This is a genomic window from Candidatus Palauibacter sp. (genome assembly GCF_965261555.1).
GTDB lineage: Bacteria > Gemmatimonadota > Gemmatimonadetes > Palauibacterales > Palauibacteraceae > Palauibacter.
In genome coordinates, this window is the sequence record NZ_OZ253465.1 from 1,601,749 (window position 1) to 1,613,694 (window position 11,946).

General features: G+C 68.0%; 11 protein-coding genes. 3 read left to right on the forward strand and 8 right to left on the reverse strand.

Annotated elements, in window-relative coordinates; all coding sequences use genetic code 11:
- Positions 1-177 precede the first annotated feature (177 nt).
- Positions 178-687, forward strand: coding sequence for a thiamine pyrophosphate-binding protein (locus tag ACQY5G_RS06910; protein WP_419860967.1), 510 nt, complete (start codon positions 178-180; stop codon positions 685-687).
- A 19-nt stretch (positions 688-706) separates the two neighbouring features.
- Positions 707-1,327 (forward strand): thiamine pyrophosphate-dependent enzyme, encoded by a 621-nt coding sequence (locus tag ACQY5G_RS06915; protein ID WP_428278259.1) that lies wholly within the window; start codon positions 707-709, stop codon positions 1,325-1,327.
- A 55-nt stretch (positions 1,328-1,382) separates the two neighbouring features.
- On the opposite strand, the gene ACQY5G_RS06920 is transcribed toward ACQY5G_RS06915, so the two are convergent.
- Positions 1,383-2,831 (reverse strand): amidohydrolase family protein, encoded by a 1,449-nt coding sequence (locus tag ACQY5G_RS06920; protein ID WP_428278261.1) that lies wholly within the window; start codon positions 2,829-2,831, stop codon positions 1,383-1,385.
- 3 nt (positions 2,832-2,834) lie between these two features.
- Positions 2,835-3,500: a peroxiredoxin gene (locus tag ACQY5G_RS06925; protein WP_428278263.1), complete on the reverse strand. Its 666-nt coding sequence runs from the start codon at positions 3,498-3,500 to the stop codon at positions 2,835-2,837.
- Positions 3,501-3,676: 176 nt separating this feature from the next.
- Here ACQY5G_RS06925 and ACQY5G_RS06930 point away from each other — a divergent pair, with 176 nt between their 5' ends.
- Positions 3,677-4,549 (forward strand): DUF4198 domain-containing protein, encoded by an 873-nt coding sequence (locus tag ACQY5G_RS06930; protein ID WP_428278265.1) that lies wholly within the window; start codon positions 3,677-3,679, stop codon positions 4,547-4,549.
- Positions 4,550-4,615: 66 nt separating this feature from the next.
- Here ACQY5G_RS06930 and ACQY5G_RS06935 read toward each other — a convergent pair whose 3' ends face one another.
- The 6 genes from ACQY5G_RS06935 to ACQY5G_RS06960 form a co-directional block, all read right to left on the reverse strand.
- Entirely contained in the window at positions 4,616-5,596 is a 981-nt protein-coding gene (locus ACQY5G_RS06935; protein ID WP_428278267.1) for a D-2-hydroxyacid dehydrogenase, read from the reverse strand.
- Positions 5,597-5,766: 170 nt separating this feature from the next.
- Complete coding sequence (locus tag ACQY5G_RS06940) at positions 5,767-6,855, reverse strand: hypothetical protein (RefSeq protein ID WP_428278269.1); 1,089 nt, start codon at positions 6,853-6,855, stop codon at positions 5,767-5,769.
- Between the two features lie 140 nt (positions 6,856-6,995).
- Entirely contained in the window at positions 6,996-8,168 is a 1,173-nt protein-coding gene (locus ACQY5G_RS06945) for a hypothetical protein (protein WP_428278271.1), read from the reverse strand.
- 19 nt (positions 8,169-8,187) lie between these two features.
- Complete coding sequence (locus tag ACQY5G_RS06950; RefSeq protein WP_428278273.1) at positions 8,188-8,934, reverse strand: hypothetical protein; 747 nt, start codon at positions 8,932-8,934, stop codon at positions 8,188-8,190.
- Between the two features lie 153 nt (positions 8,935-9,087).
- Positions 9,088-9,759, reverse strand: coding sequence for a hypothetical protein (locus ACQY5G_RS06955; protein WP_428278275.1), 672 nt, complete (start codon positions 9,757-9,759; stop codon positions 9,088-9,090).
- A 57-nt stretch (positions 9,760-9,816) separates the two neighbouring features.
- A complete protein-coding gene (locus ACQY5G_RS06960) occupies positions 9,817-11,889 on the reverse strand; it encodes a PQQ-binding-like beta-propeller repeat protein (protein WP_428278276.1) in 2,073 nt (690 codons plus the stop codon).
- Positions 11,890-11,946 lie beyond the last annotated feature (57 nt).

Genomic DNA, 11,946 nt, shown 5'->3' on the forward strand with positions numbered 1-11,946 from the left:
TCCCTGATGAACCCGCGCCGGCCGACCGGCCGCCCTTCCGATTCGTCCATACGCACTCCTTGCTGCGCTCATGGTGACCACGGGCTGCCGCGTGGCGCAACCTGTCCGCCGTTTTGGCACGACGGGCACCGATCGAGCGGGATTGCGCGGCCCGAGCCGTCCACGCACCCTTCGCGCATGACCGTCTCCTACGAGAACTCGAAGGCCGTCTTCGACGGGATCAAGGCCGCCGGCATCCGCAGCATCTCCGCCCTGCCGGAGACCTGGCTCGGTCTCCTCCTGCAGCGCGCCGAGGACGATCCCGAGGTCGATCTCATCCAGGTCGCCAAGGAAGAGGAGGCGGTCGGAATCGCGGCCGGGGCGTACTTCGCCGGCGAACCGCACATCCTGCTGATGCAGAACCACGGATTCTTCGGCGCGATGAACGGGATCATCTCCCTCGCCCAGCTCTATTCCGTCCCGCTCTGCATGCTCATCGCGGTCCGCGGCCACTGGGGCGAGCCGTATCCGTGGCACACTCGTGGCGGGATCGTGACGGAGGGTTTGCTTCAGGCGCTCAACATCCCCTACCACCACGCGAGAGATCCGGCGCTCGTCGCGAAGGAGATCGCCGAGGCGTACACGCTTTCGCAGAGCTCGCTCTCGCCGGTCGCGCTGCTGCTGACGCGCGATCTCATGGAAGTCTGATGTCGAGCGGGAGCGGCTGATGCGACGCGCGGACTGCCTGGAACTGATCTATCCCGAGATCGAGGACAAGCTCGTCGTCACGATCATGGGCGCGTGCGCCCAGGAACTGTACGACCTCGGCCACCGCGAGAACTTCTTCTACCTGCAGCATGCGATGGGGCTCGCCTCGTCGATCGGCCTCGGCCTCGCGAACCACCTGCCGCACGAGAAGGTGATCGTGCTGGACGGGGACGGCTCCGCGCTGATGAACCTCGGCACCTTCACCACCCTCGCGCGCTACCGGCCCCGGAACCTCCTCCACGTCATCTTCGACAACGGGAGCCTCCTCTCGACGGGAGGGTTCGAGTCGCACACGACGTCGGGCGTCACGGATCTCGCCGCGATCGCACGCGGGGCGGGGATCGAGCACGCGGTGGCCGTGGATTCGCCGATGGCGTTCGGGGAGGCTTTCGTCGAGGCGATGGAGCGGGACGACCTCGGCGTGATCGTCGCCCGGGTCGACGCCGTGGGTCCGGACAACTACGGGATGGACTTCGCCCTGCCCGAGAACGCCTTCCGCTTCAAGCGCTGCGTCCAGGCGCGCCGCGCCGCCACGGGCTGGACGCCGCCGCAGCAGCCGGGACACGCCAGCAGCGCCTAGCCGCGCCTGGTCGCAGCGGCGCCGCCCGCAGGGGCTCGGTGCGCCCCCCGATGGACTAGCGCGTCTCCGAAGCCACTCGTGCGATGACTTCCCGCACACGGTCGCGGAAGGTGTACGCCCGCTCCATCACCTCGGCTTCGTCCGTCGTGAGCACCTCCCCTTTCCTGACCACCACGCGGCCGTTCACCAGGACCGTGGAGACATCGCTCCCTCGAGCCGCGTACACGAGGTGGGAATAGACGTTGTAGAGAGGCGTGAGCCCCGCGCGCCGCGTGTCGAGGAGCACGATGTCGGCGCGTTTTCCCGGCTCGAGCGACCCGATGCGGTCGTGGAGGTTGAGCGCGCGGGCGCCGCCCATCGTGGCCATGCGGAAGACCGTTTCGGCAGGCAGCGCCGTCGGATCGGCATTCGTGAACTTGTGGAGCTTGGCGGCCGTGTCCATTTCATCGAAGAGGTCGAGGTCGTTGTTGCTCGCCGCGCCGTCGGTCCCCAGCCCCACGGGGATGCCGGCGGCGAGCAGTTCCACGACCGGCGCCGCCCGCGGAATCCCCAGCTTGAGGTTGCTCTGCGGGTTGTGCGAGACTCCGGCGCCCCCGGCCGCGATGCGTTCGATGTCCTCGTCCGAGAGGTAGATGGAGTGGGCGAGCACCGTCCCGGGACGAAGCGCGCCGATGGACTCCAGCGCCTCCACTACGCCCATCCCGGTCAGCTCCGTCGCCGTCGCGAACTCGCTCGCGTCTTCGGCCGTGTGGATCTGAAACGGAGCACCGTGATCGATGGCCAACCGCAGCGCGGCGCGCACGTCGGCGAGGGACGTCGTGTAGAGAGAATGTGCCGCCGTTCCCGGGACCAGCGTGGGATGGTCGCGATACGTCTCCATGAACTCGGCCGCCTCCGCCAGCGTCGCCGCCGGCGAGGCGAAGTCGGGAGCCGGGAAGCCGATGACATGCGGGCCCATGACGGCGCGGATGCCCGCATCGATGACCGCCCGCGCCGCGTCGTCCCGGAAGTAGTACATGTCCGCGAACGTCGTCGTCCCGCCCTTCAGCATCTCGATGGACGAGAGGAGCGTGCCCCAGTAGACGAACTCGGGATCGACGAGTTCGGCCTCGGCGGGGAAGATGTGCTCGTTCAGCCACGTCATCAGCGGCATGTCGTCGGCGAGTCCCCGGAGGAGCGACATGGCGGCGTGGCCGTGGGTGTTGACGAGCCCGGGGATCACGAGGTGTCCCGTCGCGTCGAGCACCGCCACGCCGACGGGGCGGGGGGCATCGCCGTCGAGGATGGCGGAGATCCGGTCCGCCTCGACAAGTAACGCACCGCCCTCGAGGACGGTGCCCGCGTCGTCCATCACGACGACCGTGCCGCCATCGATCAGGAGCCGGCCGTCCTCCGGTGCTGCGTCTCCCGCATCGGAACCGGCGGAGCACGCGGACAGGAGTACGCCGGCGAGGAGGAGCCCCCCGACGCCCCGCGCGGCGGTCTGTGTGACCGCGTGTGACAAAGGCTAGCCGTCCCGCGGCTGCGGGACGATCCGGATGTAGGGCAGGGGTTGCTCCCATCCCTCCGGGAACCGCTTCCGCGCTTCTTCGTCGGTGACCGCCGGCGCGATGATCACGTCGTCGCCCTGCTCCCAGTTCGCCGGCGTGGCGAGCTGCTTCTCGGCCGTGAGCTGGCAGGAATCGAGGAGCCGGAGGATCTCGGAGAAGTTGCGGCCCGTGCTCATCGGGTACGTGAGCGTGGCCTTGATCTTCTTGTCCGGGCCGATCACGAATACCGAGCGCGCCGTGGCGTTGTCCATCGGCGTCCGGCCCTCGGACGTATCCCCAGCGTCCGCCGGCAGCATGTCGTACGCCTTGACGATCTCGAGCTTCGGGTCGCCGATCAGCGGGTAGCCCACGGCGTGCCCCTGCGAGGCCTCGATGTCCTTCGACCAGGCCTCGTGATCGCTCACGCCGTCGACGCTGATTCCGATGATCTTGCAGTTGCGCGCGGCGAACCCCTCCTGAAGGGCGGCCACCGCCCCCAGTTCCGTCGTGCACACGGGCGTGAAGTCCTTCGGATGGGAGAAGAGGAGGGCCCACCCGTCCCCGATCCAGTCGTGGAAGCTGATTCTGCCCTGCGTCGTATCCGCCGTGAAATCCGGCGCCGTGTCGTTGATGCGAAGCGTCATCGGTACCCCCGGTGTTTCTTTGCGGCGCTCATCGTCGGGGGCAATGATCGGCACTTTCGGCTACGGGGACAACGCCGGTAGCGTCGAACGTCCGCTATGGCCGAATCGTCGTCGATCCCTGCATGTTCTCTCGACGTGTCTGGAAGACGGAAAGTGAAGACCCTGGAGGGTGCGGAATGAGGATCGGACGCCGCGTGCTGCTTACGACTGCCCTGTTGACCATCGCCATCGTCGCGACGGCGCGGGCGCACACGATGTACCTGAAGCTGGAGAGCTTCTTCCTGGAGCCGCACTCCACGAACGTGGTTGCGCTGTTCAACGGTGATTTCGACGAGAGCGAGAACCACATCACGCGCGATCGCATGCTGGACGTCAGCATCGTGGGACCCGATGGGGTCGTGCACCCGCCGACCGAGGCGTGGCGAGACACGGCGATGTTCCACTGGCATGCGGACAGCGTCGACACGGCGCTGCTGACCTTCGAGACGGGCTCGGCCGGAACCTACACGATCGGCGTGTCGACGGGGGCGCGCGTGATCCCGCTCACGGGGGTGGAGTTCACCGAATACCTGGTTCACGAGGGCCTCGTCGACGAGATCGCGCAGCGCGAAGCGGCCGGGAAGTCGAATGACGACGCGGCCGAACGCTACAGCAAGCACGTGAAGGCGATCGTCCAGGTGGGCGACGACCGGAGCGGCGAGTGGGCGAAGGAACTCGGCTATCCGGTGGAGATCATCCCGCTCCAGAACCCGTACGATCTCGTCGTCGGCGACGACCTCCAGGTGCGTTTCCTCCGCGCGGGCGAGCCGGTCGAGAACGCGCTCCTGTACGCCAACTATGAATTCAACCCCCACTCGCACGACGATGCCGGCGGACATGTTGAAGCGGTCGAGGCTCGCACAGACGAAGATGGCGTCGCCACGATCCCGCTCGTAGGCGGCGGGCGTTGGTACATCCGGACGATCCACATGGTGGAAACGCCGTCGGAGGCTGACGTCGACTACGAGTCGAACTGGGCCACGCTCACGTTCCAGGTTCGGGGCGGGTAGACGGAAGCCGCACCCGCGATCCGGTTGCGAGGCGCCACCGGCTGACAGGCGTCGGCTGGCGGGCTGCTAGTAGCCGCGCTCCCGGTTGACCACGGCGAGGAGCTGCTCTCCGGCTGCGAAACGGCGCAGGTTCTCGCGGAAGAGGATCCACATCCGCTCCATGTGACCGTCGGAGTCGCCGCCGAGGTGCGGCGTGATGAGCACGTTCGGCATCGACCAGAGGACGTGATCCGGCGGGAGCGGCTCGGGGTCCACCACGTCCAGACCCGCGCCCGCGATCCGGCCCTCCCTCAATGCGTGGACCAGCGCCGCCGTATTTGTCGTGCGTCCACGTCCCAGGGTGATGTAGAGCGCGGTCGGCCGCGTCAACTCGAAGAAGGCTTCGTCGATGAGGCCGTCCGTTTCCGGCGTCAGAGGCAGCGCGTTCACGATGACGTCCGCCTCGGGCACGAGATCCAGGAGTTCCGACGACAGCCCGACGCGCTCCACGAAATCGGGGCCATCGCGGCTGCTGTTCCGGGTCGCGATCACCCGCATACCGATCCCGTGCGCGATGCGGGCGGTTTCCGTGCCGATCCCGCCGAGGCCGATGACGAGCATCGTGCGACCCCGGAGTTCGAGCAGTTCGCTCCCCTCGCCGCGGTAGGGCGAGGGCCCGGTGAGCGGCCGGATGTCCCAGCGTCGCTCGCGCTGCAGGTCGAGTGCGGTATGGAACCGGCGGGCCAGCATGAGCGCCATGCCGAGCGCGTGCTCCGCGCCGCCGGGGGCGAAGATCCGCTGGGCGTTCGTGATGACGAGGTCCTCGGCATCGGAGAGCCCGGGGATCGCGAGGTAGCGTTCGACGCCCGCCGAGGAGAGTTGGACCCAGCGGAGCCGGTCGCCGGCGGCGAGGATGTCCGCGTTCAGCACGCCGAGGACGGCGTCGGCGTCGTGCGCTTCGGCCGCCGCGGCCTGCCCGTCTCCGACGACGACGAGGTCCACGCCCGGGGCGACCTCCGCGAGTTCGGCCGTGCGGCCGGGCCACAGATCGGCGACGATGACCTTCACGGGCGCCTTCCAGTCAGGAGAGGATCGATCGGGCGAAGGGCCCGGACGCAGGCCGAGCACCCCGGCGGGGGCGGTCTCCGCTCCGGCCGTGCCCTCCGGCGGACGATCGGCGCCGCAGCCCGCGACCGCCAGCGCGGCGAGCAGCGAAGGCAGGCGGCCCGGCGAGTGCGCTACGGGTTCCCCCCCATCCGCTCCTGGTAGCGCGCGCCGCTCAGCACGTTGAACATCGCGTAGTTGCCCTCGTGGCACGCGTACTCGTAGAGCAGATGGTCGAAGCGCTTGAAGGGGACCTGGCCGCCCCAGGGGCTCGTATACACCGCGGGATCGTCGATCGTGAACTCGTAGAGGATCGTCTCCTCGTCCACGCGCGTGAAGCGCTCGGTCACCTTCCGGTCCTTCGAGGGCGGTACCCCCCGAAACGCGTGCTCGGGGTTCAGATTCGTCGTCTCGACGACGAGCGCTCCATCCTCCCACCAGCCGACCGAGTTTCCGAACCACGGGGTCACGTGGTCCGGTGTGGGCCGGCTCTCGAGTTGCTCCTGCGGGTCGCGGATGGGGATGATCCGCGCGTCGTGCACCATCTCGGCCATGATCACGACGAAGTCCTCGTTCTGCGCGATCGTGTAGCTGTTGTTATACCAGTAGTTGGGGAGCATCGGCGGCCCGGCGCTCGATCCGAACGATACGATGCACCGTTCCGCGAGCGGCCGAAGCTCGGGGTGGTCGTACTGGCCGAATCCGGCGCGGAACTCGGCCGCCTCCTCCAGCCGCCCGCGGGCCTCCGGCGTAAGGTCCGGAATCCGTCCATCCGGCGGGTCGGTGACGAGGGAACTGCGCGGCTCGCCGTTCACGATCGCCACGCGTTCGCCCGGCTCGCGGTAGAACTCGTCGTAGCACGTCGTGGCCCCATCGATGCAGACCCGGTGCTCGCCCCCCGGCGGCAGCGGACGGTCCGGATCTACGGGAGCTGTCCGTTCAGCGACGGTCTCCGCCTGTCCACCCTCGATAGCGGTGACTTCGTCCGGGCTCAGCACCGGCCCCTGGCCTTCGGGACGTTCGAAGGGGGTCAACGTCTGGTTGGTCCAGTTCCCCTGGAGGTCGGGATGGCCGTGCGCGGTGAGCTGGGGCTCCCAGTCGCCGGACGTGGTCTGCGTGCGGGCCGCGTCCGGCTGAACGAGCACGGCGGCAGCGGCAGCGAGCCCGAGGACGCCGACCGCGACATAGGTGAAGGGGCGCGCGGCGGGGTGATCCACGTTCATCGTTCCTCCTCGGTGCCGGCAGCGGAATCGACCGTATCGCCAATCTGCGGTTCCGGACCGTGGAGCGCGAGACGTGAAACGCGAAAGGGCCCGGAAAACCGGGCCCTTTCGTGGAGCAATCAGGCGTGACCGCGTGGGAGTCAGAGACCTCCGCCGCGCCGCCGCGCCGTACGTCCCGTCGAGCTTCCTCCCGTCGAGCGGCCTCCCGAGGTACCGACCGACGCGGTCCCCCTCGACGACCCGGTGAAGCCGGTTCCGACTCTGGAAGTTCCGCTGCTGTAGCCCCGTCCGCTGATCACCCGGCCGCCGCTGTTTTCGCGGCCGGTGCGGACGATCACCGGGCCGTAACCATACCCGTAGCCGTAGCCGTACCCGTACCCGTACGGGTATCCGTACCCGAAGCCGAAGGGCGAGTAACCGTACCTGGACCAGCCGAAGCGGCCGTAGTAGGGATAACCCCAGCCGTAGATCGGGTCGTAGTATCCGCCGACACCGCCCCAGGCCCGTTCGCCGCCGTCGCCGCCCGTGGACACCGCAAAGCGCTCCGGATAGCTCCGCGCGACCATCATGTCGATGACGCCTTCCGACACGCCGGCATCGGCGAGTCGGACGAGCCGGTCGGCGTCGACTTCGAGCGGCGTCTCGTGTTCGACGATCCAGGCCTCCACGGCCTCGGGATCCACGTGAGCCTGCGCCTCGATGATGTCGTCGACCGAATACCGCCCGGACGCGGCGAGTCGCAACGAGCGCACGGCCATGCTCCGGTCGGCCGCGATCTCACCCAGGCCGACGGCCTCGGCCTCGCTCTGCGTGGCCAGCCGGTATCGCGTCACCCACGTCAGCTTCTCGCCGCCGACCGTCACGACCCGCGCATCGATCCAGGAGTCGGACGAGATCATCGCGAACATTCCGCTCGACGATCGATCGACCCCGCCCTCGCAGACCTGGTCCACATCCATGAACACCCGGCCCGGGCGGGAGGCGAAGACCGCGCGGCGCGACCCGCTACAGCCCTCCCGGGCGGCCTCGTGGGGCTGTCCGTCCGCCCGCACGACTTCCCGGGCCGCGATCTCGCCGTCTTCCACCGCGATCATCTCGACGCCGGTCTCTTCCGCGCTCGGCTGGAAGCAGAGCAGCGATTCCGGCGCGTCCGCGGTCGTCGAGGTACGAACAGGCTGCCAGCAACCCATCCAGGCGAGCCAGCGTTCGTCCATCTCCTGCGCCGCCGCGGTCGACAGCGGCCCGGCCGCGAGCATCATGCCCGCCGCCACGAAAAGAGCGGAGCCGATTCCAGCAGTTCGCTGTTTCGTCATGTGACCATACCTCGAAGTTTTACAGCCGTACCGAGAAGCCGAACGCGGCGCGGAGTCCGTTCAGGTCGATGCTGTCGAACCCGATGAAGCTCCCGCCCATATCCGCGCTGGCCCAAGAATAACGGGCTTCGGCGGTCAAAATCCACCGCAGCCCGAGCGAGTAGTCGAATCCGGCCGTCACGTAGCCGAGCAGGGATCCGTCGCTGGACGAGAAGTAGTCGTAGAAAATGTCCAGCGTTTCGTAGTCGACGAATTCGCCCTCCTGCTCGAATTCGTACCACATGAAGCCGACGCCGCCTCCGACGAAGGGAGCGAACTTGCCCGGAATCCAGGCGAGATCGCTGATCCGCCGTCCCCTCTCCGTGAGGTAGGCCTTCAGGCCGACCGTAAACGGGACGCGGCTGAAATCCGTCGTCTGCAGGATCGGCAGGTCATCGGTGCCGATGAACTCGCGCGACTCGGAGTCGATCTGGCTGTTCTCGTACCCGACGCCGAGCGCAAGATCGATGCGGTCGGAGAGCCGGATGCCGAGGTCGGCGGCGAGCGCCACCGCGTTGAAGTCGTTCTTCTCGACCGTGAGTTCTTCGCGCGTGAAATCGAAGATCTCGCTGTCCGCGCGGGGTATCGCGTACCCGATTCGAGCGCCGAGCGTGATGGAAGGACGCCGGAACAGAAAGTCCTGCGCCGCGAGGGCCTCGGCTGCCCAGGCTCCCCCGATCACGACGAGGACGGCCGCCATCGAGGACTGTCTGAATCGGTACTTCACGTTGCCTCCTTCAAGGCGCCTGAGCGGAACGTCCGCTCGCGCCAACCGGGTTTCGGTGTGCCACACCTAACACGAAGCAATCCCCGGACGGGTCACATCTTCACCCGCCACCCGCCCGCAACGGCTCCGCAGGCGCCGCCGGTCCGGCCTTCGCTAGCGGCTTCTCACGACCACCGGCGTTTCCTGCTGGACCTCGCCGCCGTCCGCATCCCGCGCCGTGACCGTGATCGTCGTGCTCCCCACCGTCACGCCGACGACCGTGAGCGTGTTGCCCGACACCGCCCCCACCGCCACAAGCGTGTTCGCGGTCGTGACGCCGAACGTCAGGTCGTCGCCCTCCGGGTCGCTGAAGTACTGCGACAGGTCGATCTGGTGAACCTGCCCCGTCGTCAGCCTCAGTGCCGGGAGCGATTGTGCGACGACCGGCGGCTGGTTCGGCACGGTGATCACGAAGTTCTGCACGGCTTCACCGCCGGCCTGATCGCGCGCGAAGAGGAACCCGCCCGCCTGGCCGGTCCCGACTCCGACCACGGTCATCCTGCTGCCCGCGACCGAGACTCCGGCCACGAGCGCGTTCGATGTCCCCGCGCCGTACAGGAGCGGGTCGCCGTCCGGATCCTGGAAGAAGCCCGACACGTCCACAATCACATGGTTGCCGGCCGCCACCGTCACCGGCGGCACGACGCCCACCGCGACCGGCGCTTCGTTCGCGGGCGTGGGCTCCATCGTGTCCTCGCTCTCGATGCATGCCCCCGCGACGAGTACGGACAACGCCACGGCGACGCAGACGCCCGCGCGTCCGGAATTCAGATGTTCACGCAGCATTTTTCTTTTCTTCCTTACGCTCTTGAAAGGGTTCGGCCCCTCCGGCCCCAGTGGCCGTCAGGGCAGGGCCATCGCCGCAAGTCCGTCCGTCAGCTGAATGATCACATACTGCTTGCCGTCGTGGACCCAGCTCGACATCCCGTAGCGCGTGTTGCCGGGCAACTCCACCTGGCCCACGCGCTCGCCGGTCCGCTTGTCGATCGCGAACAGGTGCGGCGTCCCATCGCTCGTCTGTCCAGACGCAAGAAGGAGCGTCGGAGTTGCAACCATGGCGGAGTGGCCGCGCCGGCCCTGGTTCGGATTCACGTCCACCCCCTGCAGCATCGGATGGTCGCGGATCACCGCCTGCTGCCGCTCCGGCGCGTCGCCGTGCGGGATCATCCACAGGTGTTCGCCCGTGTTCACGTCGATCGCCGTGATCCGCCCGACCGGTCCCTTCCAGATCCTCAGCCCCTCGACCGTCGCCTGGTCCGCCGTGTTCTCCGTCACGACGCCCGTCGCGCGGGAGAACTCGGAGTGCGTGACGCCCGTCTGGTCCGGCCCGTCGAGTTCGGAGTCGATGCCCGGAGCCACCATCACCGGCGAGCACCCGCTCGTCGACGTGACGAAGACGACCCCGTTCACCGGGTCGGCGGCGGGCGGCCCCGTGATGTTCGCGCCCCCGCCGCCGCCGGGGCAGATGAGCGCCGGCCCCTCGCCTTCCGGGTTCCCGACGTGCGTCGGCGGGTTGAAGAGCGGCACGAAGAGATCGTTCTCCCGCGCGTACTCGAGCGCCATCTCGTGCAGTTCGGGCGTGTAGTCGATGAGGTCCTGCTCCGTGCGGCCCTGCAGGTCGTAGGGCAGCGGCCAAGTCGGGTGCGGCTGGGTCTCGGCGAGCTTCTCGCCCGGCACCTTCGACTGCGGAACCGGCCGCTCCTCGATGGGCCAGATGGGCTCGCCCGTCTCGCGGTCGAGCGCGTAGAGCCACGACTGCTTCGTCGCCTGGAAGACGCCCTTGATCGGCCGTCCGTCCACGACGACGTCCATCAGGATGGGAGCGGTCGGCGTGTCGTAGTTCCAGATGTCGTGGTGCACGAACTGGAAATGCCAGCGGCGCTCTCCCGTCTCCACGTCGAGCGCGACGATGCTCGTGCCGAAGAGGTTGTCGCCGGGGTGGAAACCGCCGTAGTAGTCGATCGTGGCGCCGTTCGTGACGAGGTAGACGAGTCCGAGTTCCGGGTCTGCGGAGAGCGGCGCCCACGGGGAGACGTCACCCGTCCACTGCCACGCGTCGTTCTCCCACGTCTCGTGTCCGAACTCACCCGGTCGCGGGATGATGTGGAACTTCCACATGAAGTCCCCCGTGCGGGCGTCGTAGGCCAGGATGTCGCCCGGGACCATCTCCTTCCGGGTCTGGTTGTATCCCTGCTCGGCGGAGTTGCCGACGACGACCACGTCGTTCACGACGATGGGAGGAGAGGATGCGGTGATGTACCCGATCTCGAGCGGCATCCCCTGATCCGGGTCGTACTCCCGGTTCAGGTTTTCCCACGGCCCCCATCCCTCGATGAGGTCCTTCACGAGGTCCACCGTCCCCGAGGATGGGAATCCCGGCAGCGGCACCGGCTCGCCCCAGTCATCGAGCGGCTGTCCCGTGTCGGCGTCGAGCGCGTAGAGGAAGAACCCGGGACTGATGATGTAGACGACGCCGCGTCCATCGACCTCGGCGTAGGCGACGCCTTTGCCGTACGCCTTTCGCATCGAGTACTCGTGCCGCCAGGTCATGGGTTCGGCGAAGCTCCACAGGAGTCTTCCCGTGGTTGGGTCGAGGGCGATGACGTGCCGGTTCTCGCCCGTCACCGTGATCATCTTCCCATCGACGTACGACGGTGTGGCCCGCGCCGTGCTCGGCCCGAAGCTCGAAGCGTCCCACCGCCACGCGACCTCGAGGCTCTCGAAATTGGAGGCGTCGATCTGCGTTGCCGGCGTGTAGCGGGTATGCCACGCGTCGCCCCCGAGATAGGTCCACCCGGCGCCTTCCACGCCGGGGCCCTGCGCCGCGAGCGGGCCGCCTGCGATGGTTCCGAACAGGAACGGGAGAAGAAGAGAAGAGGATCGCCGGGACCGCCAACTCCAGTTGTCTTTCATCATCCGTCCGCCTCGCTGTCCGCGCTTCCGCCTTAGTCGGGATCCGACCGGCAGGTTAAC

Coding starts and splice junctions, on each gene's coding strand:
- ACQY5G_RS06910 (WP_419860967.1), top strand. CDS start 178: ATGACCGTCTCCTACGAGAACTCGAAGGCCGTCTTCGACGGGATCAAG.
- ACQY5G_RS06915 (WP_428278259.1), top strand. CDS start 707: ATGCGACGCGCGGACTGCCTGGAACTGATCTATCCCGAGATCGAGGAC.
- ACQY5G_RS06925 (WP_428278263.1), bottom strand. CDS start 3,500: ATGACGCTTCGCATCAACGACACGGCGCCGGATTTCACGGCGGATACG.
- ACQY5G_RS06930 (WP_428278265.1), top strand. CDS start 3,677: ATGAGGATCGGACGCCGCGTGCTGCTTACGACTGCCCTGTTGACCATC.
- ACQY5G_RS06940 (WP_428278269.1), bottom strand. CDS start 6,855: ATGAACGTGGATCACCCCGCCGCGCGCCCCTTCACCTATGTCGCGGTC.
- ACQY5G_RS06945 (WP_428278271.1), bottom strand. CDS start 8,168: ATGACGAAACAGCGAACTGCTGGAATCGGCTCCGCTCTTTTCGTGGCG.
- ACQY5G_RS06955 (WP_428278275.1), bottom strand. CDS start 9,759: ATGCTGCGTGAACATCTGAATTCCGGACGCGCGGGCGTCTGCGTCGCC.
- ACQY5G_RS06960 (WP_428278276.1), bottom strand. CDS start 11,889: ATGATGAAAGACAACTGGAGTTGGCGGTCCCGGCGATCCTCTTCTCTT.